Below are 25,751 nucleotides of genomic sequence, written 5' to 3' on the forward strand. Positions count from 1 at the left end.
GGTGTCAGGTCGCGGGCCCCGGGAAGGGGGCGCGGCCGGACCCGTCAGGAGGCCGCCTGAGCGGTCGCCTCCGGCTGTATCTCGCGGGGCAGCAGCGTCGCGTCGGCCATCACGTCGGCCAGCTGCCGCTCCACGACGGGCAGCACCTCGGCGATGGTGATCTCCCGGCCCAGTTCCTCCGAGAGCGAGGTCACACCCGCGTCGCGGATGCCGCACGGGATGATCCGGTCGAACCAGGTGCTGTCCGGGTTCACGTTGAACGAGAAGCCGTGCATCGTGACGCCCTTGGCGACGCGGATGCCGATGGCGGCGAGCTTGCGGTCCTCGCGGCGCTGGCCGGCGTTCGAGGGCGCGTACTCGGGGCCGTTCAGTCGCGGGTCGAACTCTTCGTCCGTCAGTCGCGGGTCGAACTCCAGCGTCAGCCCGCCGACGGCGGGGCGCTGCTCGACCGGGTCGCCCAGCACCCAGACGCCCGAGCGGCCCTCGATGCGGGTGGTCTCCAGGCCGAACTCGGCCGCCGTGCGGATCAGGGCGTCCTCCAGGCGGCGCACGTGGGCGACCACGTCCACCGGGCGGGGCAGCTTCATGATCGGGTAGCCGACCAGCTGGCCGGGACCGTGCCAGGTGATCTTCCCGCCGCGGTCCACGTCGATGACGGGGGTGCCGTCGAGCGGGCGCTCGCTGTCGGCGGTGCGGCGCCCGGCGGTGTAGACCGGGGGGTGCTCCAGCAGCAGGCAGGTGTCGCCGATCTCGTCAGCGAAGCGGGCGGCGTGGACGCGTCGCTGCTCGTCCCACGCCTCGGTGTACTCGACGGAATCCGGCCCGAAGCCCAGACGGACAAACCGCAGCTCAGCCACCGCAGCGCCTCCTCGTTGAAACTGCTGTGTGCACGTATCGCACTCAGCCAGGGTACGCAGCCGCCGTTCCGGCCGGTCCGGGAGGGGCGTACGGGGCCGGGTCCTGCGGGATCGGGGCCCGGGGTGCCGGGCCCTGGAGTCCTGCGGCCGGGGGTGCCGGGTTGTGGGGCCCTGGGGCCTGGGGCGCCGGGGTTTGCGCGGCCGCGGCCGGAGCCGCCGGCCCGGACGGCCCGTACGGGCTGGGCGGCAGCGGCCTGCGGCGCCGGCCGCGCGGGAAGTCCGGGTCCTCCTCGGCACGGGGCAGCCTGCGGTGCCCCTCGGAGTGGTCGTTCACCCAGCCGCAGACCCCGCACGCGTACCGCCCGTCGAGTCCCGCGATCAGCGTCCCGCAGCGTCGGCACTCGGCCTCGGTGATCTCCGGGGCCCGGAGGTGCTCCGGTGCGGAGTCGTGCGGAGGCTCGGCGGGGACGTGCGGGTTCATGCCGGGCAGCGTACGCGGGGATCAGGGGGTGATCCGTAAAGGGCCATCCCGGTTCTTCGCACGATCGGATGAATGTGGGGCAGAGCAGGCGGCGAGGCCGGAGTTGGCCGCTACATTCACGCCGTTCACAGGGCCGGGTCGACGGTCCGGAAGTCAGGAGACCGTGGAGCCGATGACGGAACGACCCCCGCAGCGCGTCCCCAACCGGCAGCTCGCGGCGCTGATCGCCGAAGCGGGCTTCTCGAACGCCGGACTGGCCCGCCGGGTCGACCAGCTCGGCCTGGAGCACGGTCTGGACCTGCGGTACGACAAGACGTCCGTGACCCGGTGGCTGCGCGGGCAGCAACCGCGCGGCACCACCCCCGCACTGATCGCCGAGGTCTTCACACGCCGCCTCGGCAGGCGCCTCTCCGCGCAGGACCTGGGCCTCGACGCGTGCGCCCCGGTCTATGCGGGGCTGGAGTTCGCGGCCACGCCCGAGGAGGCCGTCGACATCGCCAGCGGCCTGTGGCGCAAGGACTCCGGCAGCCACGCCGAACTCCGCAAGATCGCCTTCACGCCGGCGGGCCTGGTGGTGCCCAGCCGGGACTGGCTGATCGGGCGGCCCGACGAGCGGGTCGGCCGCGGCGAGCTCGCGGCCGGCCCCCGGGTGCCGGGCCAGGGGCGGACCACGGTGCCCCGGCAGCGCCAGATCGACCGGGGCCTCGGGCAGCGGGTGACCGGCGGCGACATCGCGGCGCTCCGCTCGGTGTCCGAGCTGTTCCGGGCGCTGGACCACGCGTACGGCGGCGGCCACGCGCGGCAGGCACTGGTGCGGTACCTGGAGCACGAGGCCGAGCCGATGCTGCGCGGCACGTACGGCGAGACCACCGGACGGCGGCTGTTCGCGGCCGCGGCCGACCTGACCAGGCTGGCGGGCTGGACCTCGTACGACATCGCCGCCCACGGGCTGGCCCAGCGGTACTTCGTCCAGGCCCTGCGGCTCGCCCAGGCCGCGGGCGACCGGGCGTACGGGTCGTACGTGCTGGTCACCATGAGCCGGCAGGCGGTGTACCTCGGGCACGGCAGGGAGGCCGTCCAGCTGGCCCGGGTCGCCCAGCAGGGCGTGGGCACCGGCGCCCCGCCGGTGGTGCAGGCCCTGCTGCACGCCGCGGAGGCCCGCGGGCACGGGGTGCTGGGCGAGGTGCGGGCCTGCACGGCCTCCCTGGTGCGGGCGGAGCGGTCGCTCGGCGCCGCCCGGCCGGGAGACGACGTGCCGCACTGGGCGCGCTTCTTCGACGAGGCGCAGCTCGCGGACGAGTTCGGGCACGCGCACCGGGACCTCCAGCAGTACCGGGCCGCCGCGCAGCACGCGGAGCGGTCGCTGCAGCTGCGGGCCCCCGGCTACGCGCGGTCCCGCCTCTTCTGCCGGGTGGTCCTGGCCACCGCCCGGCTGGGGCTCGGCGAGCTGGACCAGGCCTGCTCCCTGGGGGCGGAGGCGGCGCAGCAGGCGATGGAGATGCGGTCGGTGCGGGCGGTGGAGTACGTACGGGACTTCGAGCGGCGCCTGGAGCCGTACCGTGACGCCGCCGCCGTCCGCACGTACCGCGACCGGGTGGCGGCCCTCCCGTAGCCGCCGGCCCGTGCCGGTCCCGTGCCGGGTGCGGCGCGGTGTGGGTGCCGGTCTCGTGCCGGGTGCGGTGCCGTGCCGGGTGCGGTGCCGTTGTGGTGCGGGTCGTTGCCGCTGCGCGTAGCCGGTTCCCCAGCCCGCCCTCCCCCAGACTTCGTCCGGGGGGACCCCCATCCCGAACCGTGGGCTCCGCCCCCAGACCCCCGCGCCTCAAACGCCGGCGAGGCTGGGGATGCCCTGAGCGGCAGGATCCAGCCCCTCCGGCGTTTGAGGAGCTGGGGGCACCCCCAGCGGTAGCTGGGGGAGGGTACGGGGGCGGAGCCCCCGCAACGGGTCCGGGCGAAGCCCGGGAAACGGAGAAAGGGCGGGGCGGGGAGAAAGCCCCGCTGGGGGCACCTCCCAGCGGTAGCTGGGGGAGGCAACGGCCCGCACCCGGCACCGGCACCGGCACCGGCATCGGCACCGGCCCCCACGGTCAGGGGCGCCCTCCCGGGAGGGGTCAGGCGGCGGCCGGGAGCGGGACCCGCGGTTCCGGGGCCGGGATGCCGAAGTCCGCGACCAGCGAGTGCGCCGCACGACGGGCGGAGTACAGCGCACCCTGCACCGTGTTCGTGTCCCGGTGGTCCCCGCACACGTACAGCCCCGCCAGCACCCGCACCGGCCGCCGCAGGTCGTACGGCGGCGGCATGGCCGGCACCGCCTCCGCCGTGTGGTGCACGGCCAGCAGATCCCAGTCGGCCACCCCGGCCCCGGGCCCGTACAGCGCCGCCAGGTGACCCCGTACGTCCCGCTCGGCCGGGGGCGGACCCAGCACCGTGGAGGAGACCAGGGACGTCCCGAGCGGCGCACGGCGCGGATCCACCGCGGACATCACGGCGGTGTGCGCCACCGGGCCGCGCCCCTCCGCCTCCAGCAGCAGCGAGGCGTCCCCCGGCACCCGGCCCGCCACCGCGTGGTGGAAGACCGTCACCGGATGGAAGCCCGGCACCCGCAGCCCCGGCAGCAGCTCCGCCGCCTCCCGGGCCCCGGTCGCCAGCAGCACCGCCCGGCACCGGAACTCCCCGTGCCCCTCGGTCCGCACCAGGCTGGTCGACACCGACCGCACCCGGACCCCGGTGTGCAGCGCGCCCGGCGGCAGGCCGGCCGCCAGCAGCGCGGGCAGGGCCTCCGCACCGCCTTCCGGCACCGCGAGCCGCCCGCGCGCGAAGCCCCGCAGGGCCAGGTCCGCGACCCGGCTGGAGGTGCCGAGACCGGCATCGGACAGCAGGGTGGCCAGCAGCGGCCGCAGCACCCCGGCGAAGGGCCGCGGCAGCGCCGCGAGCGCCGGCCGCTCCGGCCGGGCCGCCAGCCGGTCCACCGGCACGGCGGCGAGCCGGGCCAGCGCCGCGTTCAGCAGGGAACCCCCGGCCAGCGCCCGGGCGGCGGTCCTGGTGCCGCCCACCCGCTGCTGCCGGCCGTCCCCGCAGACCAGTGCGCCCGGTGCGAAGGTCCGCAGGGCGAGGTCGGCCAGCCCCGGGGTGCGGGCCAGTTCCGGGTACGAGGTGTTGAGGAGCTGGCCGATCCGGTCCAGCCGGAACCCGTCGACGGTCTCGGTGGCCATCCGGCCGCCGGGCTGCTGCGCCGCCTCCAGGACGGTGACGTTGATACCGGCGCCGACCAGATGGTGAGCGGCCGCGAGTCCCGCGACTCCCGCTCCCACGATGACGACGTCCGCGTGATGCGCGCTGCTGAGCACGTGCCCCTCCCCGAGGTCGGTCGGCGCTGGTGTCTGGTGTGGGGAACCTCCTTCCCCCAACACGCTCCACCAGAACCCGAGTCGGCCTAAGGAGTGGGCGCAAGTCCGGTCGCATGCGGTCGCACGCCGGTCGCACAACGGTCGTATTCAGTCGCCCCGGCGATCCGCGGTGAGCGCCCACCGCAGCGCGTCCTCGATGGTCGGGTCCTCGAACCGGAACCCCGCGTCCAGCAGCCGCCGCGGCACCGCCCGCTGACCCGTCAGCACGTCCTCCGCGAACTCGCCCAGCACCAGCCGGATCGCGGGCGCCGGCACGGCGAAGACCGCGGGCCGGTGCAGCAACCGGCCCAGCACGGCCGTCATCTCACGGTTCGTCACCGGAGCGGGGCCGGTCAGGTTCACCGGACCGGACAGCCCGTCCTCGTCGATCAGGAACCGCAGCGCCGCCACGTGGTCGCGCAGCGACATCCAGCTCATGTACTGGCGGCCGGTGCCCAGCCGCCCGCCGAGCCCCGCCCGGAAGAGCGGAATCAGCCGCCGGCCCCAGGCACCGCCCCGGCCGGCCACCACGGGCCCGGTGCGCGTGAAGACCGTACGGACCCCCGCCTCGCGCGCCGGGGCGGTGGCCGCCTCCCACTCCACGCACAGGGACGGCAGGAACCCGCCGGCCACGGGGGAGTCCTCGTCCACCGTGCGGTCGCCCGTGTCGCCGTAGACGCCCACGCCCGAGGCGTTCACCAGCACCCGCGGAGGCTCGGGCAGCGCGGCGAGGGCGGTCGCGAGCGTGCGGGTGCCGAGCACCCGGCTGTCGCGGATCTCCTTCTTGTACGCCGCGGTCCAGCGGTGGTCGCCCAGGCCCGCGCCGGCCAGGTTGACCACGGCCGCGCACCCGGTCAGGCCGGACTCCTCGACGTACCCCCGCTTCGGGTCCCAGGTCGCCTCGTCGGGCCCGCGCGGCGGCCGCCGCACCAGACGGCACACCTCGTGCCCGTCCGCACGCAGGGAGCGCACCAGCGCCGTGCCGATGAGTCCGGCCGAGCCGGTGACCGCGATCCGCATGCCCCGACCCTAGTGGGCCCGCCCCGTGCCGGGCCGCCCGCGCGGCCAACTCGCCGGCTCCGGACCGGGAGCCTGCCCGGACACCGGCGCCCCGGTGCCGGTGCCGGTGCCGGTCGCCGCGCCGGGCCTCGGGCGAGCGGTCCGGCGCGATCGGGAAGCCCCTACGCCCCGCTCGCGCTCAGCAGGTGGCCGGCCGCGTAGGTGACCGCCATCGCGAGGCCGCCGCCCGCCATGTTGCGGACCACGGCCCGCAGCGGCGGGGCACCGCCCAAACCGGCGCTCACCCGGCCGCACAGGGCCAGCGCCAGCAGCACCGCGACCACCGTCACCGGCACCCGCTGCGAGGGGGCCGGCAGCAGGATGGCGAGCAGCGGCAGCAGGGCGCCCACGGTGAAGGACACGAAGCTGGCCAGCGCCGCGTGCCAGGGGTTGGCCAGTTCGTCCGGCTCGATGCCCAGCTCGACCCGGGCGTGCGCGCGCAGCGCGTCCCGCTCGCTGAGCTGTACGGCCGCCTCGCGGGCCACGTCCCGGCTCAGGCCGCGCGCCGCCAGCAGCCCGGTCAGCTCTTCGAGCTCCGCCTCCGGGTCCTCGGCCAGCTCCTGCCGCTCGGTCTCCAGGGCGGCCCGCTCCGAGTCGCGCTGGGAGCTGACGGACACGTACTCCCCGGCCGCCATGGACAGGGAGCCCGCCAGCAGGCCGGCGACGCCGGCCGCGAGGAGCGCGGTCCGGGACGTGGTGGCGCCGGCCACGCCGACCACCAGGCCGGCGGTGGAGATGATGCCGTCGTTCGCGCCCAGGACGCCCGCCCGCAGCCAGTTCAACCGGGTGCTCATGGCGGCCGACCGGCCCTCCGGCTGCTCCGGGGACGCTTCGGGCTCCGGGGTCACGGGCGCGCCGCCCGCCCGCTGCTCTTCGGTCACGCCAACACTCTGGTGCGCTCGTCCGTCCGGGGCCACCCGGAATGCGGGGGCGCCCGGGGCGTACGAGGGTGAAGGGGTGAGCAGGCGTCGACGAGGGGACGCGGAGCCCGGCTGGCTGCGGGGCGCGCCGCCCCCCGTCTGGGCCCGGCTCGCCCCGGCCGTGGCGCTGGTGGTGCTCTCGCTCGCCCAGTTCCTGACGCCGGAGAACGTGGAGCTGGGCTTCTTCCTCGCCGCGCTGCCGCCGGTCGCCGCCTTCTCGTACGGGGCGCTGGGCACCGCCGTCTTCGGGATCGTCGTCCTGGTGCTGCTCGGGGTGCCGTCGCTGGACGTGGGCCACGCGCAGGGCGTCGACCTGGTGAACGTCGCCCTGGTGGGCCTGCTCAGCGTGGTGATCGCCTGGGTGCGCAAGCGCCGGGACGCGCAGCTGGTGAGCGTGCGCACGGTGGCCGAGGCGGCGCAGCTCGCGGTGCTGCCGCCGGTGCCGGAGCGGGTGGGGGACGTGCGCTGCGCCGGGCTCTACCGGGCCGCCCAGCGGGGCACGCTGGTGGGCGGCGACCTCTACGACGTAAGGGCCGGGCCCTACGGCGTACGGGCCATCGTGGCGGACGTGCAGGGGCACGGGCTGGCCGCGGTGGGGACCGTGGCGGGGCTGCTGGGCGCGTTCCGCGAGGGGGCGCTCGACGACGCCGGCCTGGACGCGGTGGCGGCCCGGCTGGACCGCAGGCTGCTGGCGGACTCGGCCGCGGTGGAACACGACGAGCTGTTCGCCACCGCCGTCCTGCTGGAGTTCCCGCCGAACAGCGGAGCCGTGCGGATCCTGTCCTGCGGGCACCCGCCGGTGCTGCGGCTGCGCGGCACGGCGGTGACCCCGCTCGTCGTGGATCCGGGGCCGCCTCTGGGTCTGGGCCTCGCGGGGCTGGCGCAGCCGGTGGTGGGGGAGGTCCGGCTGGCGCCGGGGGACCGGGTGCTGGCCCACACGGACGGCGTCACCGAGGCCAGGGACGGGGCCGGGGTCTTCTACCCGCTGCTGGAGCGGCTCCCGGCGCTGGTCGCCGAGGCGGGCGCCGGTGCCGCCCCGCCGGAGGGGGTGGTCGACACGGTCTGGCGCGACCTGTACGCGTACACCCGCGGGCCGGAGGACGACGTGGCCCTGCTGCTCCTGGCCCCCGACGGAGCTCCGGGCGACGACCCGGGCCGGGCCCCGGGCGACGTCCCCGACCACGCCTCGGACCACGCCCCGGGCCGCCTGGGCCCGGCCTGAACCGCCCGAGGCGCGTCTTCCGGATCGGCACGGACTGGCGGTGCCCGCCCGGCTCCGCCGGGGAGGTCGTATCGGGCCGGACCGCCGGAGCCCGCCCGGCACCACCGGGAGGAGGCCGGACCGGACCGAGGCGGACCGGAGGCGCTCGCCCGTCGACGCCGGGAGGCGCCCCCGCCGCGTCGGCGCCGTCCTCGGCCCCGCCCTGTACGCGCGGACGTCGCAGGCCGACCCGGACCGGGCCGGAGGGCATGCACCGCCCCCCCGGGAGCCACGCACCGCCCGGCGCCCGCGGTACCGGGCCGGGGGCACACTCCGGTGCCGCCGGCCCAGGCACCCGTCGGCCCCGGGCGGCGGTGGTGCGTCGCCCGCTGCGAACCCGATCCGCCGGATACGGCCTAGCGACGCCCCAGTACCGCCATCCCGCCCGTCAGTTCCCTGAGGCACCGTACGGCGAGCTCGGCCGGCGAGCCCGGGCCCCGCTGCGGGGCGTCGCCCGCGGACCAGACCTCCAGCGAGACGCGGATGGCGTCGGTGGCCGCCGCCGCCAGCAGCCGGATCTCCAGCGGGTCCGCCGAGTCGCCGGCCAGCCGCGCCAGCACGGGGACCAGCCGCTCCTCGGAGTCCTGGTTGACCCGGAACCACACCGCGCGCAGGGCGGGATCGTCCGCCGAGGCGCGCAGCAGCCCGCGGGTCCACTCCAGGCCCTCCTCGCCGTCGGGGAGGGTCAGCGACGAGGTGATCGCGCGCTCTATGGCCGGACCCAGCGCCACCCCCGGCTCCTCCGCCTCCAGCAGCGCCCGCCACGCGTCGCCGCCCCCCGCCAGCAGCGGCGCCACCGCGTCCTGCTTGCTGCGGAAGTAGCGGTAGAAGGTGCGCAGCGCGACCCCCGCCCGCCGGGCGATGTCCTCGGCGGTCGTGCCGTCGGGCCCGTGCTCGGCGAACAGCGCGCAGGCGGCCCGCGCGATGTCCAGCTGCGTGGCCGCCTTGCGGCGCTCCGTGAGGGACTGGCCGGGGCCGGTGGCGGGGGAGTAGGGACGAGGCGATCTCACCCCCGCAGACTACGTCAGACGGGAGGCGCATTGCATGGATTGACAGGATGGCAAAGCATGTCACTTACTCGTAGGGTCAGTGACTGACACCTACGTACTCGGAGAAGACACATGCAGCGTTACGAAGGCAGGCGCGTCCTCGTCACCGGCGGCGGTTCCGGCATCGGCCGGGCCACCGTCCACCGGATCCTGGCCGAGGGCGGCCGGGTCGTCGCCGTGGACGTCAGCGAGGCCGGCCTGAAGGCGACCGCCGACCGCGCCGCCGCCGACGGCACCGCCGCCCGCCTCACCACCGCCCTGCTCGACATCTCGGACGAGGCCGCGGTCCGTGCCGGCGTCGCCGCCGCGGTCGAGACCCTCGGCGGACTGGACGTCCTGGTCAACGCGGCCGGCATCCTGCGCTCCGAGCACACCCACAAGACCTCGCTGGACCTCTGGAACACGATCGTCTCGGTCAACCTGACCGGCACGTTCCTGATGGTCCGCGAGGCCCTTCCGGCGCTTCTCGAAGGCGACAAGCCGGTCATCGTGAACTTCAGCTCGACCTCGGCCTCCTTCGCGCACCCCTACATGGCGGCGTACGCGGCCACCAAGGGCGGCATCCAGGCCATGACCCACTCCCTGGCCGCCGAGTACAGCAAGCAGGGCCTGCGCGCGGTCTCCGTCGCCCCCGGCTCCATCGAGAGCGGCATGACCACCGGCACCGGCCCCGGCCTGCCCGAGGACACCGACTGGTCGCTCTTCGCCAAGCTCGCCCCCGCCATCGGCCAGGGCTTCGCGGGCCCCGACACGGTGGCCGGCGTGGTCGCCATGCTCGGCTCCGAGGACGGCGCCTTCATCACCGGCACCGAGATCCGCATCGACGGCGGCACCCACTACTAGCAGGCCGCCCCGGGGCTGGGGGAGGGGACGCCCTCAGCCCCGGAACCGCTCCCAGAGCCTCGGGTACCGCACCCGCAGCACCGCCTCGTCCTCGAACTCCAGCGGAGTCCCCGCCGGCTCGGCCGCCTGCACCGGGATGCCCAGGTCCGGCGCCACCACGCCGGTCAGCTGCTCGTACGCGTCGTCGGCGGCGTACCCCAGCTCCTCGCCGTCCCCGTCGATCTCCTCGTCGAACTCACCGAGCAGCTCCGCCAGATGGTCCGGGTCGTGCACCCCGCCCTCGAAGACCTCCCGGCCCTGCCCGATCAGCCAGCAGCGGAAGTAGTCGAAGGCGTCGTCGCTGGCACCGTCCAGGAGCACCCAGGCAGCCCCCCACAGCTCCCAGGTGTACGCGCGGTTGTAGCGCGCCTCGAAGTGCCGGGCGAAGTCCAGCACGGACTCCGGGTCGAGCGTCGTCAGCCGTTCCACCAGCAGGTCGGCATGCTTCTCGGGGTCGCCGTCGGCGGCCTCGCGGGTGCTGTCGACGATCTCCCAGAACTCCGTCTCGTCCATCACGGGATCCAGCATCACGGGTGCGCGGGGCCCCCGCCACCGCGAGAATCCGTCGCATGGGAGACCTCAGCGGAAAAACCGCCCTCGTGGCCGGAGCCACCCGCGGCGCGGGCCGGGCCATCGCCGTCCAACTGGGGGCGGCGGGCGCCACCGTGTACGTCACCGGGCGCACCAGCCGTCAGCAGGCCAGCGAGGTGGGACGGACGACGGAGACCATCGAGGAGACCGCCGAGCTGGTGACGGCGGCGGGCGGAGAGGGCGTCGCCGTCGTCGCCGACCACCTCGATCCGGAGCAGGTACGGGCCCTCGTCGAGCGCATCGACACCGAGCGGGGCCGCCTCGACGTCCTGGTCAACGACCTCTGGGGCGGCGAGCACCTGGTGGTCTTCGGCAAGCGGATGTGGGAGACCGAACTCGACCGCGGCCTGCGGATGCTGGAACTGGGCGTGAAGAGCCACATCATCACCAGCTGGCACGCCCTGCCGCTGCTCATCCGGAACCCGGGCGGACTCGTCGTGGAGATCACCGACGGCACTGCGCGCACCAACGAGCGCTTCCGCGAGAACTTCTTCTACGACCTGGCCAAGAACGGACCCATCCGGATGGCCGCCACCCTCGCCCACGACCTCAGGGACACCGGCTGCACGGCCGTCTCGGTGACCCCCGGCTGGCTGCGCTCCGAGCAGATGCTGGAGGCGTTCGGGGTGACGGAGGCGAACTGGCGCGACGCCACCGCCAAGGTGCCCGGCTTCGGCGTCTCGGAGTCCCCCCTCTACGTCGCCCGCGCCGTGGCGGCCCTGGCCGCGGACCCGGACGTGCACCGCTGGAACGGGCAGTCCCTCTCCAGCGGGCAGCTCGCCCGGGAGTACGGGTTCACCGATGCGGACGGCAGCCGTCCGGACGCCTGGGCGTACATCGAGGAAGTGGAGATCGGCGGCGCCGACCGCACGCCGGACGACTACCGCTGACCGGGCGGAAAACGGGGCGAGCGGCCGCACCCCTCCCCCAGGGGTGCGACCGCTCACGTTCACGGGCGGGCCGTCCTACAGGCCGTAGCGCTCCCGCGCCTCCTTGACCGCCGAGGCCGGGACCTCGCCGCGGCGGGCGAGCTGGGCCAGGGCGGCGACCACGATCGACTGCGGGTCGACGCCGAAGTGGCGGCGGGCGCCCTCACGGGTGTCGGAGAGGCCGAAGCCGTCCGTGCCCAGCGAGGTGTAGTCCTGCGGGACCCACTGGCTGATCTGGTCCGGCACCTGGCGCATCCAGTCGGAGACCGCCAGCACCGGGCCGGTGGCGCCTTCCAGCGCACGGGTCACGTACGGGGTGCGCTCCTCGCCGCGCAGCAGCGCCTCGTCGCACTCCAGCGCGTCGCGGCGCAGCTCGCCCCAGGAGGTGGCGGACCACACGTCGGCGGCCACGTTCCAGTCGGCGGCCAGCAGCTTCTGGGCCTCCAGGATCCAGTGGATGGCCGTACCCGAGGCCATCAGCTGGATCTTCGGGGCGTCCGCGGCCGGGGCCGCCTCGCCGAGGTCCGCCGCCGTGTTGAAGCGGTAGAGGCCCTTGACGATGCCCTCCTCGACGCCCTCGGGCATCGCGGGCTGGGGCTTCGGCTCGTTGTAGACCGTCAGGTAGTAGAAGACGTCCTCGGGGTTCTCCCCGTACATCCGCTCCAGACCGTCCTTGACGATCACCGCGATCTCGTACGCGAAGGCCGGGTCGTAGTTGAGCGAGGCCGGGTTGGTGGCCGCGATCAGGTGCGAGTGGCCGTCGGCGTGCTGGAGGCCCTCGCCGGTCAGCGTCGTACGGCCGGCCGTGGCGCCCACGATGAAGCCCTTGCCGAGCTGGTCGGCGAGCTGCCACATCTGGTCGCCGGTCCGCTGCCAGCCGAACATCGAGTAGAAGATGTAGAACGGGATCATCGTCTCGCCGTGCGTCGCGTACGACGTGGCGGCGGCGATGAAGTCGGCCATGGCGCCGGCCTCGGTGATCCCCTCGTTGAGGATCTGGCCGTCCTTGGCCTCCTTGTAGTACATCAGCTGGTCGCGGTCGACCGGCTCGTACGTCTGGCCCAGCGGCGAGTAGATGCCCGCGGACGGGAAGAGGGACTCCATGCCGAAGGTGCGGGCCTCGTCGGGGACGATCGGCACCCAGCGGCGGCCGGTCTCCTTGTCCCGCATCAGGTCCTTGACCAGGCGGACGAAGGCCATGGTGGTGGCCATCTCCTGCTTGCCGGAGCCCTTGAGCAGCGGCGCGTACGACTTGTCCGCGGGCTGCGGCAGCGGCACCTGGTGCACGCGGCGGGCCGGGGCCGGACCGCCGAGCGCCGCGCGGCGCTCCTGGAGGTAGCGGACCTCGGGGGAGTCGGCGCCCGGGTGGCCGTAGGGGACCTGGCCGTCGGCGAAGGCGCTGTCCGGGATCGGGAGTCCGAGCAGGTCGCGCATGCCCTTGAACTCGTCGATGGTCAGCTTCTTCATCTGGTGGTTCGCGTTCTTCGACTCGAACCCGGGGCCCAGGGTGTAGCCCTTGACCGTCTGCGCCAGGATCACGGTCGGGGCGCCCTTGAACTCCAGGGCGGCCTTGTACGCGGCGTAGACCTTGCGGGGCTCGTGGCCGCCGCGCGAGGTGTGGAAGCACTCGGCGATCTTCGCGTCGGTCAGCACCGCGGCGAGCTGGACCAGCGCCGGGTTGACGCCGAAGAAGTGCTCGCGGATATAGGCCACGTCGCGGGTCGCGTACGTCTGGAACTGCGCGTCCGGCACCTCGCGGAGGCGGCGGACCAGCGCGCCCGTGGTGTCGAGCTGGAACAGCTCGTCCCAGGCGGAGCCCCAGAGCGTCTTGATGACGTTCCAGCCGGCACCGCGGAAGGCACCCTCCAGCTCCTGGACCACGCGGAAGTTGGCGCGGACCGGGCCGTCGAGGCGCTGCAGGTTGCAGTTGACGACGAAGGTCAGGTTGTCGAGGCCCTCGCGGGCCGCGAGCGCGAGGGCCGCGGTCGACTCGGGCTCGTCCATCTCGCCGTCGCCCAGGAAGGCCCAGACGTGCGAGTTGGAGGTGTCCTTGATCTTCCGGTTCTCCAGGTAGCGGTTGAAGCGCGCCTGGTAGATCGCGGAGAGGGGGCCGAGGCCCATGGAGACCGTGGGGAACTCCCACAGCCAGGGGAGCCGGCGCGGGTGCGGGTAGGAGGGCAGGCCGTTGCCGCTGGACTCCTGCCGGAAGTTGTCGAGCTGCTGCTCGCTGATGCGCCCGTCGAGGAAGGCGCGGGCGTAGACGCCGGGGGAGGCGTGGCCCTGGACGTACAGCTGGTCGCCCGAGCCGTCGGCCTCCTTGCCCCGGAAGAAGTGCTGGAAGCCGGTCTCGTAGAGCCAGGCGGCGGAGGCGAAGGTGGCGATGTGGCCGCCGACGCCGTACTTCGAGCCGCGGGTCACCATGGCGGCCGCGTTCCAGCGGTTCCAGGCGGTGATGCGGGACTCCATCTCCAGGTCACCGGGGAAGTCGGGCTCCGCGGCGGTGGGGATGGTGTTGACGTAGTCCGTCTCCAGGAGCTTCGGCAGGGCGAGCCCGGCGGCCTCGGCGTGCTGGAGCGTACGGCGCATCAGGTATTCGGCGCGGTGCGTACCGGCGGCCTTGGCGACGGCATCCAGGGAGGCCGCCCATTCGGCGGTCTCTTCGGTGTCGCGGTCCGGGAGCTGGTCGAGCTCGCTCGGAAGCTTTCCTACGGGGTCGGACATCGGTGTGCGCCGCCTTCCGGTACGTGGGAGGGGGTGAAGAACTGTTCCCTGACTGGCAGGACAGGGCCGCGGGCCTGGTTGTGGCCCGCCGAAGACTGTAAGTCCCTGATCGATGATCGATCAAAGGAATCTGACGAAAAAATGGTCATTACATAAAAGTTGGCACTCCGTGCCGTAAATTTGGGCACGGAATGCCAACTCAAAATGGGGCAAGTCAGGCGCTGGGTGCACATCCGAGCACGTGGTGCTTCACCAGTACGCCGATCTCCGGGTCCCTCCTGCGGAAGGCCTCGACCAGTGCCTCGTGCTCCTCGGCGTACGACTTCTGCACGGTGCCGAGCCAGCGGATCGACAGCGCGGTGAACACCTCGATGCCCAGGCTCTCCCAGGTGTGCAGCAGGACGCTGTTCCCGGCCGCCCGCACCATCTCGCGGTGGAAGGCCACCGTGTGCCGCACCTGGGCCGTGCCGTCCGAGAGCCGGTCGGCCTCCCGCAGGGCGGCCACGTGCGGCTCCAGGGCCGAGGTGTCGGTCGCCAGGGTGGGGGCCGCCAGCTCCGCGGCGATCTGCTCCAGGCCGGCCCGGACGGGGTAGATCTCCTCCAGGTCGGCTGCCGAGAGGTTCCGCACCCGGACGCCCTTGTTGGGCGCCGACTCGATCAGTCGCAGCGTCTCCAGCTCGCGCAGTGCCTCGCGCACCGGGGTCTGGCTGACCTCCAGCTCGACCGCGATCCGGCGCTCCACGATGCGCTCGCCGGGCTTCCAGCGGCCGCTGACGATCCCCTCCACGATGTGCTCGCGGATCTGCTCGCGCAGCGAGTGCACCACGGGTGGGGTGATCATCTGGGATTCATCTCCTGTGGGTCGACAGGGCCTTCGTGCGTAGACAATACGGCGGCGCCCCCGCCCGGATGTGCTCCGGGCGGGGGCGCCGACGGTGAGGCTCGTTACAAGTCCCCTGTTACAGGCCGAGCTCGACCTCGAACTCGCCGGCCTCCAGGATCGCCTTGACGGCCGTCAGGTAGCGGGCGGCGTCCGCGCCGTCCACCAGACGGTGGTCGTAGGAGAGCGACAGGTAGGTCATGTCGCGCACGGCGATGGTCTCGCCCAGGTCCGGGTGGTTGATGACCACGGGACGCTTGACGGTGGCGCCGATGCCCAGGATCGCGACCTGGTTCGGCGGCACGATGACCGTGTCGAACAGCGCACCGCGCGAGCCGGTGTTGCTGATCGTGAAGGTGGCGCCGGACAGCTCGTCCGGGGTGATCTTGTTGCCGCGGACCTTGCCGGCCAGGTCGGCGGTCGCCTTCGAGATGCCGGCCAGGTTGAGGTCGCCCGCACCCTTGATGACCGGGGTCATCAGGCCCTTCTCGGAGTCGACGGCGATGCCGATGTTCTCCGAGTCGAAGTAGGTGATCGTGCCCTCGTCCTCGTTGATCCGGGCGTTGATGACCGGGTGGGCCTTCAGCGCCTGGGCAGCGGCCTTGACGAAGAACGGCATCGGAGAGAGCTTGACGCCCTCACGGGCCAGGAACGAGTCCTTGGCCTTGCCGCGCAGCTTCATGATCTTGGTGATGTCCACCTCGACCACGGAGGTCAGCTGCGCCTGCGAGTGCAGGGCCTTCATCATGTTGTCGCCGATGACCTTGCGCATGCGGGTCATCTTGACCGTCTGACCGCGCAGCGGGGACGTCTCCAGGGCCGGGGCCTTGGCGGCGGCGGCCGGGGCGGCGGCAGCCGCCGGAGCCGGAGCGGCGGCCTTGGCGGCCTCCGCGGCGGCGATGACGTCCTGCTTGCGGATACGGCCACCGACACCGGTGCCCGTGACGGTCGACAGGTTGACGCCGGACTCCGACGCCAGCTTGCGGACCAGCGGGGTCACGTACGCGCCCTCGTCGCCGGCAACAGAGGGCGCGGCGGCAGCCGCTCCAGTGGAGCCGGTGCTTGCGCCGGAGGGAGCGGCGGCCGGGGCCGGGGTGACCGGAGCCGGGGCGGCGACCGGAGCGGCCGGAGCCGGAGCCGCGACCGGAGCGGCGGCCTGGACCGGAGCCGGAGCGGCCACGGGGGCGGCCGGCGCGGCCGGAGCCGGAGCAGCCGGGGCCGGGGCGGCGGCCGGTGCCGGAGCGGCCGGGGCCGGGGCGGCGGCCGGAGCCGCACCCGCGGCACCGATGACGGCGAGACGGGCGCCGACCTCGGCGGTCTCGTCCTCGCCGACCACGATCTCCAGCAGGGTGCCGGAGACCGGCGCCGGGATCTCGGTGTCGACCTTGTCGGTCGACACCTCCAGCAGCGGCTCGTCGGCCTCGACGGACTCGCCGACCTGCTTCAGCCAGCGGGTGACGGTGCCCTCGGTGACGGACTCGCCCAGGGCGGGCAGCACGACGTCGGTGCCGGTGGCACCGCCCGCCGCGGGAGCCGCGGCAGGGGCCTCGGCGGCCGGGGCCGGGGCGGCCGGCGCCTCGGCCACGGGGGCCGGAGCGGCGGCGGGCGCCTCGGCGGGTGCCTCGGCGGCGGCCGGGGCCGGGGCAGCGGCAGGGGCGCCGGTGCCGTCGTCGATGATGGCCAGCTCGGCGCCGACCTCGACGGTCTCGTCCTCGGCGACCTTGATGGAGGCCAGGATGCCCGAAGCCGGGGCCGGGATCTCGGTGTCGACCTTGTCGGTCGACACCTCGAGCAGCGGCTCGTCGGCCTCGACGCGCTCGCCCTCGGCCTTCAGCCAGCGGGTGACAGTGCCCTCTGTGACGCTCTCGCCGAGCGCCGGAAGGGTTACGGAAACCGCCATGGTTTCAGTTGCTCCTAACGGATGTGCGGAAGTGGTCGTCGCGCCCGGTGACTGTGATTAGTCGTGGGAGTGCAGGGGCTTGCCCGCGAGCGCCAGGTGGGCCTCGCCGAGAGCCTCGTTCTGCGTGGGGTGCGCGTGGATGAGCTGCGCGACCTCGGCCGGCAGAGCCTCCCAGTTGTAGATCAGCTGGGCCTCGCCGACCTGCTCGCCCATCCGGTCACCGACCATGTGGACGCCGACCACGGCACCGTCCTTGACCTGGACGAGCTTGATCTCGCCCGCGGTCTTCAGGATCTTGCTCTTGCCGTTGCCCGCCAGGTTGTACTTGAGGGCGACGACCTTGTCCGCACCGTAGATCTCCTTGGCCTTGGCCTCGGTGATGCCGACGGAAGCGACCTCGGGGTGGCAGTACGTGACGCGCGGCACGCCGTCGTAGTCGATCGGTACGGTCTTCAGGCCGGCCAGCCGCTCCGCGACCAGGATGCCCTCGGCGAAGCCGACGTGCGCGAGCTGCAGGGTCGGGACGAGGTCGCCGACGGCCGAGATGGTCGGCACGTTGGTCTGCATGTACTCGTCGACCAGGACGTAGCCGCGGTCCATCGCGACGCCCTGCTCCTCGTAGCCCAGGCCCTGGGAGACCGGGCCGCGGCCGATGGCGACCAGCAGCACCTCGGCCTCGAAGGTCTTGCCGTCGGCCAGCGTGACGCGCACGCCGTTCTCGGTGTACTCGGCCTTCTCGAAGAAGGTGCCGAGGTTGAACTTGATGCCGCGCTTGCGGAACGCGCGCTCCAGCAGCTTGGAGCTGTTCTCGTCCTCGACCGGGACGAGGTGCTTCAGGCCCTCGATGACGGTGACGTCGGTGCCGAAGGACTTCCACGCCGAGGCGAACTCGACGCCGATGACGCCGCCGCCCAGGATGATCGCGGACTCGGGGACGCGGTCCAGCACGAGCGCGTGGTCCGAGGAAATGATGCGGTTGCCGTCGATCTCCAGGCCCGGCAGCGAGCGCGGCACGGAGCCGGTCGCCAGGAGGACGTGGCGGCCCTGGATGCGCTGGCCGTTGACGTCGACGGACGTCGGGGAGGACAGGCGGCCCTCGCCCTCGATGTACGTCACCTTGCGGGAGGCGACCAGACCCTGCAGGCCCTTGTACAGGCCCGAGATGACCTCGTCCTTGTACTTGTGGACACCGGCGATGTCGATGCCCTCGAAGGAGGTCTTGACACCGAACTGGCCGGCCTCGCGGGCCTGGTCCGCGACCTCGCCCGCGTGCAGCAGAGCCTTGGTGGGGATGCAGCCGTTGTGCAGGCAGGTGCCGCCGAGCTTGTTCTTCTCGATCAGGGCAACGTCCAGACCCAGCTGCGAGGCGCGCAGGGCCGCGGCGTAACCGCCACTGCCACCGCCGAGGATCACTAGGTCGAAAACGGTGCTGGCGTCGTTCGCCACGTCACGTCCTCCATGCATGTGCGCCGGGCGCCGGTCTCCTGTGACCGGGCGGCGGCTGGTGTTCGGCCGCTTTTCTTCGGCCCCTGTGGTGGGGCCCTGTCCTGCCGAGAACCCATCTTCGCATTTGTCGAGGGAACGCGGGACGCCGGGCCCGGGGTGTGGCAAGTCCGTGATGCAGCCCGCGGGGGTTACCGTCCCGTAGGCGGCTGCGGATTTCGTTGAGAGTGAACACAGCCGTACGGCCCCGGACCGAGGGCGGTCGGGGGCCGTACGGACCGGATCAAACCGGACGGCCCGGTCAGCCCAGGTCGCCGGTGGCGGTGCGCTCGGCCAGCCGGACCAGGGTGCGGACCGCGGATCCGGTGCCGCCCTTGGGGGTGTAGCCGTACGGGGCGCCCTCGTGGAAGGCGGGGCCCGCGATGTCGAGGTGCGCCCAGGTGATGCCCTCGCCCACGAACTCCTGGAGGAAGAGGCCGGCCACCAGGCCGCCGCCCATGCGGACGCCCATGTTGGCGATGTCCGCGGTGGGGGAGTCCATGGTCTTGCGCAGGTCGGCGGGGAGCGGCATCGGCCAGGAGGCCTCGCCGACCTCCTCGGCGATCTCGTGGATCGAGGTACGGAAGGCGTCGTCGTTCGACATGATGCCGAAGGTGCGGTCGCCCAGCGCCAGCACCATGGCGCCGGTCAGGGTCGCCACGTCGACGATCGCGTCCGGGTTCTCCTCGGAGGCGCGGGTCAGCGCGTCGCCCAGGACCAGGCGGCCCTCGGCGTCGGTGTTGAGGACCTCGACGGTCTTGCCGCTGTACATGCGCAGGACGTCACCGGGGCGGGTGGCGGAGCCGGAGGGCATGTTCTCGGCGAGCGCCAGCCAGCCGGTCACGTTGACCTGGAGGCCCAGCTTGGCGGCGGCGACCACGGCGGCGAACACGGCGGCGGCGCCGGACATGTCGCACTTCATCGTCTCGTTGTGGCCGGCCGGCTTCAGGGAGATGCCGCCCGAGTCGTAGGTGATGCCCTTGCCGACGAAGGCCAGGGACTTCTCCGCCTTCGGGTGGGTGTAGGAGATCTTCACCAGGCGCGGCGGGTTCTCGGAGCCCTTGCCGACGCCCATGATGCCGCCGTAGCCGCCCTTGGTCAGGGCCTTCTCGTCGAGCACCTGGACCTTCAGGCCGATCTCCTTGGCGGTGGCCTGGGCGACGGCGGCGAAGGCCTCGGGGGTGAGGTCGTTCGGCGGGGTGTTGATCAGGTCGCGGGCGATGTTCACCTCGGTCGCGACGATCTTGGCGCGCTCGACCGCGGCCTTGTGCTCCTTGTCACGCGGCTTGGCGCCGAGCAGGGCGACCTCGGCGAGCGGCTGCTTGCCGTTCTTGCCGTCCTTCTTGTCGCCGCCCTGGTACGCGGTGAAGGCGTAAGCACCCAGCAGCGCGCCCTCCGCCACGGCGGTGACGGCCGAGGCGTCCTCCAGCGGCAGCGCGAAGGCGGCCTTCTTGGCACCGTGCAGCGCGCGGGCCGCGGCGCCGGCGGCGCGGCGCAGGGCCTCCTCGTCGAAGGACTCGTTCTTCTCCGGCTCCGAGCCGAGGCCGACGGCGATCACGACCGGGACCTTGAGCCCGGCGGGAGCCGGGAGCTTGGTGACCTCGCCCTCGGCGCCGCCGGCGCCCAGGGCGTCGAGAACGGCGGCGAGCTTGCCGTCGAACGCCTTGTCCACGGCCTCGGCGCCCGGGGCGACGACGGGGCCCTTGGCGCCCTTCGCGACGCCGATGACGAGGGCGTCGGCGCGCAGCGTCGCCGCGCCGGCAGTGCTGAGAGTCAGAGCAGTCACGGTGGTGAGGTCTCGCTTCCGTTTTTGTCGTATGGGCCGAGGGGGTGGTCGGCCATGCTCGGCGATCGTATTCCGGGCCGTCCGCCGCCAGAAATGAGCCTACGCGTACGCACTCGTCCGCACGCCACTCCGCCGTTGGTCAGGTTGTTCGACCGGAAGGTCGCCGGGTTCACCCATCTGTGGTCACTGCTCCGGGTTTGCCGCTCGGGACTGATGAGGTCCGCGAGACTCGACCCACTCTCGCAAGGGGACGCGAGGTTCCTTTGCATGATTTCCACAGAGCCTCACCCGTACGGCCTCCGTCAGGGCCGGTGGTGGGGCTGCTGCGGGGGGAAAGGCCACGATGGTCCACAGGAACCGGATGAACCGGGCGGCTGCCGTGTGCGTGGCGGCGGCCCTGGTGTCGATGGCAGTGCCCGCGGTCACGGCCACGGCCGCCGTGACACCGCGGATCGACCTGAAAGTGCTGGTGGTGGACGACGGGGGCAGCGCGGTCGACGCCGTGACCAGCGAGCTGCGGGACACGGGGGTGCCGTACACGACCGTCGAGCTGGGCAGCCCCGGCCGCCCGGTGATCGACGCCGCCTTCCTCGCCGACACCGTCGACGGGCGGCCGCGCGCCAAGTACCAGGGCGTCGTCCTGCCGAACGAGGACCCGTTCGGCGCGGGCTCCGCCGAGATGGCCGCGCTGACCGCCTACGAGGCGGCGTACGGCATCCGCCAGGTCGACGCGTACACCTGGGCCCACCCGGGCGTGGGCCTGGAGTACACCGACAACGGGGGCTACTCCGGCCAGCTCGACGGGGTCCAGGCGGCGCTCACCGACGCCGGGCGCGCGGGCCCGTTCGGCTACCTCGCGGGTCAGGTGACCTTCGAGGACAACTCCGGCCTCATTCCGGAGAGCTACGGTTTCGCCGGCAAGCCCCGCCCGGGCTACACCAGTTACGTCGACATGCCGGTGGCCGGCGGCGGCCGGGCCTCGCTGGTCGGCGAGTACACCCACGACGGCCGCAGCGAACTGGTCGTCACCTTCGGCTACAACCAGTACCAGCGGCAGTACCGGCTGCTCGCCCGGGGCATCGTCGACTGGCTCACCCAGGGCGTGCACCTCGGCCAGTCCCGCAACTACCTCTCCGTGCACGTCGACGACGTCTTCGCGCCGGACGCCCGGTGGAACACGGAGCTCGACTGCACGCCCGGCGACTACGACTGCGCGGGCGGCGAGAGCGAGGGCTCGACGATCCGGATGACGGCCGCCGACGCCCTGTACGCGGCGCAGTGGCAGCAGGCCCGCGGCTTCACCCTCGACATGGTCTACAACGCCGGTGCGGGGGAGGAGTGGAAGGCGGAGAACGGCGGCACCGACGCCATGGCCGCGCAGCTGGTCGCCGACCGGGCCAAGTACCGCTGGATCAACCACACGTTCACGCACCCCTTCCTCGGCTGCGTCCAGGACGTCTCCGTGGTGCCGTGGAAGTGCGCCACCGCCGCCGACGGCACCACCCAGTGGATGAGCCGCGCCGAGATCTCCGCGCAGATCCGGGACAACCACAACTGGGCGGTGGGCAAGGGCATCTCCGTCGACCGCACCGAGCTGGTCACCGGCGAGCACTCGGGCCTGAAGACGCTCCCGCAGCAGCCCGTCGACAACCCCAACCTGGCCGGCGCCCTCGCCGACAACGGGGTCCGCTGGATCGCCAGCGACAACTCCCGCGAGCCACAGCAGCGCGCCGTCGGCAACGCGCTGACCGTCCCGCGCCACCCGATGAACGTGTACTACAACACGGGCACGGCCGCCGAGATGGCCGACGAGTACAACTGGATCTACACCAGCGCCGCCGACGGCGGCAGCGGCATCTGCGAGTCCAACCCGGCCTCCACCTGCCTGCCCGAGCCCCTGGACACCGCCACCGGGTACGCCGACCACATCGTCCCGCAGGAGGCCCGCACCGCCCTGCGGCACGTCCTGGCCAACGACCCGCGGCCGCACTACGTCCACCAGTCCAACCTGGCCGAGGACCGCATCCTCTACCCCGTGCTGGACGAGATCCTGACCACCTACCGGGGGCTGTTCGCCGCCAACACCCCGCTGGTCAACCCGCGCCAGCGCGACACCGGCACCGAGTTCAGCCGCCGCGCCGCCTGGGACAAGGCCCTCGCGGACGGCAAGGTCACCGCCTACCGCGTCGGCACCACCGTCACCGTCAAGGCGCCCTCCGGCGTCAGCGCCCCGGTCACCGCTCCCGAGGGCACCCGCAAGCAGCTGCTGCTCGGCACGGGCGCCTGGGGAACCGCCTACGCCGGCAACCGGTCCGCGTGGACCGCGCCGGAGCTCCTGCAGTCCACGGTCACGCTCAAACTGCCCAGCTGAGGCCCGCCGGCAAGACCGGCCGCCGTACGACGCACCACCACCGACCGCACCACCACCCACCGCACCACCTCGCCGGCGCACCCGCATCCGGGGCGCCGGCGCCTTCGAGTCCTGGGGGGACCAACCGCATGAGCCATGGGCGCCACGTCACCATGCTCACCGAAGGCACGTACCCGCACGTCCACGGCGGCGTCAGCACCTGGTGTGACCAGCTGGTCCGCGGCATGCCGGAGGTCGACTTCAACGTCGTCGCCCTCACCGGCACCGGCCGCGAACCCGTCACCTGGGAACTGCCGCGCAACGTCTACCGGCACACGGCCGTCCCCCTCTGGGGACCCGCGCCCGGCCGCTCGGCGCGCACCGTCCTGCGCGGCCGCGTCCACCGCCGCTTCGCCGAGACGTACGAACGTTTCGTCCTCTCCCTCCTGGGCCCGCCCGCCCCGGACGAGTTCTCCGCCGCCCTCTACGAACTCGCCGCGCTCGCCCGCACCGGACGCCTCTCCACCGCGCTGCGCTCGGAATCCGTCCTGCGCACCCTGATGGCCGTCTGGACCCGCCCCGACCTGCCCGTGTCCGGCTCCCGCCCCACCCTCCACGACGCCCTCACGGCCAACGACCTGCTGGAACACGCCCTGCGCCCGCTGGCCGTGCGCATCCCGGACGACTGCGTCGCGCACGCCGTCAGCAGCGGCCTGGCCACCCTCCCCGCCCTCGCCGCCCAGCGGCTGGACGGCGTCCCCTTCCTCCTCACCGAACACGGCATCTACCTGCGCGAGCGCTACCTCGGCTACCGCAGCCAGGCCCAGCGCTACCCGGTCAAGGCCCTGATGCTCGGCTTCTACCGCGAGCTGAACTCCGAGGGCTACCGCCAGGCCGACCTGATCACCCCGTGCAACCAGTACAACCGCCGCTGGGAGGAGCGCGGCGGCGCCCCCGCCGACCGCATCCGCACCGTCTACAACGGCGTCGACCCGCACCGCTTCCCCGAGGCCGGACCGGAGCCCGAGGTCCCCACCCTCAGCTGGTGCGGCCGGATCGACCCCATCAAGGACCTGGAGACCCTGATCCGCGCCTACGCCCTGATGCGCGCCGAACTCCCCGCGCTCCGCCTGCGCCTCTTCGGCCCGGTCCCGGCCGGCGGCGAGGACTACCAGCTGCACCTGGAGAAGGTCGCCGCCCAGCTCGGCGTCAGCGACGGCATCAGCTACGAGGGCCGGATCAGCGAGGTCGCCAAGGCCTACGCGGCCGGCAGCGTCGTGATGCTCTCCAGCATCAGCGAGGGTTTCCCCTTCAGCATCATCGAGGCCATGTCCTGCGGCCGGACCACCGTCTCCACCGACGTCGGCGGGGTCCGCGAGGCCGTCGGAGACACGGGCCTGGTCGTGCCGCCCCGCGAACCGGAGCTGATGGCCCGGGCGACCCTGGCCCTGCTGCGCGACGACGCCCGCCGCGCCGAACTCGGCCGCGCCTCCCGCCGCCGCGTCGTCGAGAAGTTCACCCTGCACCAGTCGGTGGACGGCTTCCGCCACATCTACCGCGAACTGGCCGCACCGCCCGTGCCGCACCTGCACGCCGACCTGGCCGGCGACTGGTCGCCCCGCGCCGCCGACCCCTGGTACCGCGAGCTCGCGGCGGACGGGAGCCTGTGGTGAGCGGACCGCTGTGGCTGACGCCGGGAGCCCGCGCGGGCGACGACACCCTGGCGCTGACGATCCCCCGCCCGCGCCGTTCGGGACCGGCAGCGGACGACCCCATGGACGAACTGGCCGAGCGGCTGTCCGCGCACATCGCCGCCGCCGTCCACCCGGACGAGATCGCCGCCCTGCTGGAGTCGGACGGGATGACGGACGAACACATCCGGCTCTCCTACGGGCGGCAGGACTCCTTCGCCCTCGCCGAGGACCTGTACGCGCGGGTGCCGCGGAAGTTCGACGAGCCGGACGGCACGGCCCCCGACCCCTGGCGGGTCTCCCTGACGGCCTGCCTGCTCCGGGGCATCGTCTTCGCCCTGCCCGGCCTCGCCTACCTGCTGGGCGCCCCGCTGCTCGAAGGCCCGCCGGACCGGCTCGGACTGCCCGCCGGCACCCTCACGCTGCTCGCCGGGGCGCTGATCGGCTGGGTGTGGGACCAGACCCTGTCGCACCGCGCGTACTCCTGGCTCGGCCTGGGCGACCGCGCCGCCGCCGGGCGCACGCTGCTGGTGGGCGCACCCGTCGGGGCGCTGCTGGGCACCGCCGCCGCGGTCGCCGTGCCCGGGCCCGCCTTCTGCGTGGCCTTCGCCGCCGGCCAGGCCGTGTACGTCGGCGCCGCGACCGTGCTGCTGGTGCTCGGCCGGGAGCGGGTGCTGCTCTACGCCCTGCTCCCGATGGCCGCCGGCTCGGTGGTGGCCCTGGCCGTGGGCATGCCGGCCCCCGTCCGGGTCGGGCTGCTGGCCGCGTCGCTGGCCGCCGCCTGTGCGCTGGCCGTCCGGGAACTGCCGGTCGCGGAGGGGGTACGGGCGCTCCGGTCCCGGATCCGGGGGTGGGCGGCCGCCCGGGCCGAGCGCGATCCCGTGCACTGGCGGATGCTGCGGGGCGCGGAGGAGGACCGGGTGCCCCGGGGGCCGCGGCTCGCGGACTCGGTGCCCTTCGGGGTGTTCGGCCTGGGCACCGGGCTGCTGGTGCTGTACGCGGCGCTGGGCGAGGTGCTGGCCGGAGGCCCGGCCGAAGCGGTCGCCGCGCCCTCCGCGGTGGCGCTCACCCTCAGCATGGGCCCGGCCGAGTGGCTGCTGCACCGGTTCCGCAGCGGGAGCCTGGCCGGGCTGCGGGCGGCGGGGACGCCGGGCGCCTTCTGGCGGGCGATGCTCGTGACCCTGGCCGAGTGCCTCTCCGCCTACCTCGCCGTGCTGCTCGTGCTGGGGGTCGCGGGGACGCTGCTGTGGCCCGGGGCGCCGGGTCTCGACGTGCCCCGGCTGGCCACCCTGCTGCTGCTCGGCGCCGTGATGTGGACCGGGCTGCTGCTGCAGTCCTTCGGCGCGGTGCGGGCGGCTGCCGGGGTGTGCGGGGCGGCGGCCGCCGCCCAGAGCGTGGCCCTGCTGACCGGCGCGGGGCAGCCCCGGCTGGTGCAGCTCGCGGTGGCGGGGGCCGCGGCGGCGGTGCTGGCCGTGCTGGTCTGCGTACTGCTGAGCCGGGCCACCGCCCACCGATAGAAGATCCGGAAG

The 25,751-nt window shown here is 73.7% G+C and carries 19 protein-coding genes; 7 read left to right on the forward strand and 12 right to left on the reverse strand.

The features are described 5' to 3' along the window. Positions 1–44 precede the first annotated feature (44 nt). Positions 45–857, reverse strand: coding sequence for a lipoyl(octanoyl) transferase LipB (gene lipB, locus ACIF6F_RS01355; RefSeq protein ID WP_399939539.1), 813 nt, complete (start codon positions 855–857; stop codon positions 45–47). A 43-nt stretch (positions 858–900) separates the two neighbouring features. Then, positions 901–1,338 carry a hypothetical protein gene (locus ACIF6F_RS01360; protein ID WP_399939542.1) on the reverse strand — a complete coding sequence of 146 codons (438 nt, stop codon included), beginning with the start codon at positions 1,336–1,338 and terminating at the stop codon, positions 901–903. 172 nt (positions 1,339–1,510) lie between these two features. On the opposite strand from ACIF6F_RS01360, the gene ACIF6F_RS01365 reads away from it, so the two are divergent. Then, positions 1,511–2,950 (forward strand): regulator, encoded by a 1,440-nt coding sequence (locus tag ACIF6F_RS01365; RefSeq protein ID WP_399939544.1) that lies wholly within the window; start codon positions 1,511–1,513, stop codon positions 2,948–2,950. Between the two features lie 496 nt (positions 2,951–3,446). Here the strand turns inward: ACIF6F_RS01365 and ACIF6F_RS01370 are convergent, their stop codons facing one another. From ACIF6F_RS01370 to ACIF6F_RS01380, 3 genes are all read right to left on the reverse strand, one after another. Further along, complete coding sequence (locus ACIF6F_RS01370) at positions 3,447–4,682, reverse strand: FAD-dependent oxidoreductase (protein ID WP_399939546.1); 1,236 nt, start codon at positions 4,680–4,682, stop codon at positions 3,447–3,449. 147 nt (positions 4,683–4,829) lie between these two features. Next, complete coding sequence (locus ACIF6F_RS01375; protein WP_399939548.1) at positions 4,830–5,741, reverse strand: TIGR01777 family oxidoreductase; 912 nt, start codon at positions 5,739–5,741, stop codon at positions 4,830–4,832. Between the two features lie 161 nt (positions 5,742–5,902). Next, positions 5,903–6,574: a VIT family protein gene (locus tag ACIF6F_RS01380; protein WP_399940505.1), complete on the reverse strand. Its 672-nt coding sequence runs from the start codon at positions 6,572–6,574 to the stop codon at positions 5,903–5,905. Positions 6,575–6,776: 202 nt separating this feature from the next. On the opposite strand from ACIF6F_RS01380, the gene ACIF6F_RS01385 reads away from it, so the two are divergent. Continuing rightward, a complete protein-coding gene (locus ACIF6F_RS01385; RefSeq protein ID WP_399940508.1) occupies positions 6,777–7,922 on the forward strand; it encodes a PP2C family protein-serine/threonine phosphatase in 1,146 nt (381 codons plus the stop codon). Positions 7,923–8,317: 395 nt separating this feature from the next. On the opposite strand, the gene ACIF6F_RS01390 is transcribed toward ACIF6F_RS01385, so the two are convergent. Beyond that, on the reverse strand, positions 8,318–8,971 hold the full coding sequence (locus ACIF6F_RS01390; protein ID WP_399939550.1) for a TetR family transcriptional regulator: 654 nt from the start codon (positions 8,969–8,971) through the stop codon (positions 8,318–8,320). Between the two features lie 111 nt (positions 8,972–9,082). Here ACIF6F_RS01390 and ACIF6F_RS01395 point away from each other — a divergent pair, with 111 nt between their 5' ends. After that, a complete protein-coding gene (locus tag ACIF6F_RS01395) occupies positions 9,083–9,853 on the forward strand; it encodes an SDR family NAD(P)-dependent oxidoreductase (protein ID WP_399939552.1) in 771 nt (256 codons plus the stop codon). A gap of 33 nt (positions 9,854–9,886) precedes the next feature. On the opposite strand, the gene ACIF6F_RS01400 is transcribed toward ACIF6F_RS01395, so the two are convergent. Then, entirely contained in the window at positions 9,887–10,405 is a 519-nt protein-coding gene (locus ACIF6F_RS01400) for a DUF4240 domain-containing protein (protein ID WP_399940510.1), read from the reverse strand. Between the two features lie 56 nt (positions 10,406–10,461). Here ACIF6F_RS01400 and ACIF6F_RS01405 point away from each other — a divergent pair, with 56 nt between their 5' ends. Then, a complete protein-coding gene (locus tag ACIF6F_RS01405; protein WP_399939555.1) occupies positions 10,462–11,373 on the forward strand; it encodes an SDR family oxidoreductase in 912 nt (303 codons plus the stop codon). Between the two features lie 75 nt (positions 11,374–11,448). Here the strand turns inward: ACIF6F_RS01405 and aceE are convergent, their stop codons facing one another. From aceE to ACIF6F_RS01430, 5 genes are all read right to left on the reverse strand, one after another. Further along, positions 11,449–14,133, reverse strand: coding sequence for a pyruvate dehydrogenase (acetyl-transferring), homodimeric type (gene aceE / locus ACIF6F_RS01410; protein WP_399939557.1), 2,685 nt, complete (start codon positions 14,131–14,133; stop codon positions 11,449–11,451). A 214-nt stretch (positions 14,134–14,347) separates the two neighbouring features. Continuing rightward, positions 14,348–14,971, reverse strand: a complete 624-nt coding sequence (locus tag ACIF6F_RS01415; protein ID WP_399940513.1) for a GntR family transcriptional regulator — start codon at positions 14,969–14,971, stop codon at positions 14,348–14,350. 121 nt (positions 14,972–15,092) lie between these two features. Further along, a complete protein-coding gene (gene sucB, locus ACIF6F_RS01420) occupies positions 15,093–16,913 on the reverse strand; it encodes a 2-oxoglutarate dehydrogenase, E2 component, dihydrolipoamide succinyltransferase (RefSeq protein WP_399939559.1) in 1,821 nt (606 codons plus the stop codon). A gap of 57 nt (positions 16,914–16,970) precedes the next feature. Next, a complete protein-coding gene (gene lpdA / locus ACIF6F_RS01425) occupies positions 16,971–18,359 on the reverse strand; it encodes a dihydrolipoyl dehydrogenase (RefSeq protein ID WP_399939560.1) in 1,389 nt (462 codons plus the stop codon). A gap of 298 nt (positions 18,360–18,657) precedes the next feature. After that, entirely contained in the window at positions 18,658–20,181 is a 1,524-nt protein-coding gene (locus tag ACIF6F_RS01430) for a leucyl aminopeptidase (protein ID WP_399939563.1), read from the reverse strand. A 343-nt stretch (positions 20,182–20,524) separates the two neighbouring features. Here ACIF6F_RS01430 and ACIF6F_RS01435 point away from each other — a divergent pair, with 343 nt between their 5' ends. The 3 genes from ACIF6F_RS01435 to ACIF6F_RS01445 all read left to right on the forward strand — a co-directional run bounded on the left by ACIF6F_RS01435 (position 20,525) and on the right by ACIF6F_RS01445 (position 25,739). Continuing rightward, positions 20,525–22,552: a hypothetical protein gene (locus tag ACIF6F_RS01435; protein ID WP_399939566.1), complete on the forward strand. Its 2,028-nt coding sequence runs from the start codon at positions 20,525–20,527 to the stop codon at positions 22,550–22,552. 128 nt (positions 22,553–22,680) lie between these two features. After that, the gene (pelF, locus tag ACIF6F_RS01440) at positions 22,681–24,204 is read left to right on the forward strand and encodes a GT4 family glycosyltransferase PelF (protein WP_399939569.1); all 1,524 of its coding nucleotides are present in this window, start codon (positions 22,681–22,683) and stop codon (positions 24,202–24,204) included. Next, a complete protein-coding gene (locus ACIF6F_RS01445; RefSeq protein WP_399939571.1) occupies positions 24,201–25,739 on the forward strand; it encodes a hypothetical protein in 1,539 nt (512 codons plus the stop codon). Before pelF ends, ACIF6F_RS01445 begins: the two co-directional genes overlap by 4 nt. Positions 25,740–25,751: the final 12 nt, after the last annotated feature.

Source organism: Streptomyces sp. NPDC086023 (assembly GCF_044540325.1).
In the GTDB taxonomy this organism is placed as follows: Bacteria; Actinomycetota; Actinomycetes; order Streptomycetales; family Streptomycetaceae; genus Streptomyces.

What these genes read in the sequence shown, in the direction of transcription:
- ACIF6F_RS01360 (WP_399939542.1), bottom strand. Translation starts at nt 1,338, where the DNA reads ATGAACCCGCACGTCCCCGCCGAGCCTCCGCACGACTCCGCACCGGAG.
- ACIF6F_RS01365 (WP_399939544.1), top strand. Translation starts at nt 1,511, where the DNA reads ATGACGGAACGACCCCCGCAGCGCGTCCCCAACCGGCAGCTCGCGGCG.
- ACIF6F_RS01375 (WP_399939548.1), bottom strand. Translation starts at nt 5,741, where the DNA reads ATGCGGATCGCGGTCACCGGCTCGGCCGGACTCATCGGCACGGCGCTG.
- ACIF6F_RS01380 (WP_399940505.1), bottom strand. Translation starts at nt 6,574, where the DNA reads ATGAGCACCCGGTTGAACTGGCTGCGGGCGGGCGTCCTGGGCGCGAAC.
- ACIF6F_RS01395 (WP_399939552.1), top strand. Translation starts at nt 9,083, where the DNA reads ATGCAGCGTTACGAAGGCAGGCGCGTCCTCGTCACCGGCGGCGGTTCC.
- ACIF6F_RS01400 (WP_399940510.1), bottom strand. Translation starts at nt 10,405, where the DNA reads ATGGACGAGACGGAGTTCTGGGAGATCGTCGACAGCACCCGCGAGGCC.
- ACIF6F_RS01405 (WP_399939555.1), top strand. Translation starts at nt 10,462, where the DNA reads ATGGGAGACCTCAGCGGAAAAACCGCCCTCGTGGCCGGAGCCACCCGC.
- aceE (WP_399939557.1), bottom strand. Translation starts at nt 14,133, where the DNA reads ATGTCCGACCCCGTAGGAAAGCTTCCGAGCGAGCTCGACCAGCTCCCG.
- sucB (WP_399939559.1), bottom strand. Translation starts at nt 16,913, where the DNA reads ATGGCGGTTTCCGTAACCCTTCCGGCGCTCGGCGAGAGCGTCACAGAG.
- ACIF6F_RS01435 (WP_399939566.1), top strand. Translation starts at nt 20,525, where the DNA reads ATGGTCCACAGGAACCGGATGAACCGGGCGGCTGCCGTGTGCGTGGCG.
- pelF (WP_399939569.1), top strand. Translation starts at nt 22,681, where the DNA reads ATGAGCCATGGGCGCCACGTCACCATGCTCACCGAAGGCACGTACCCG.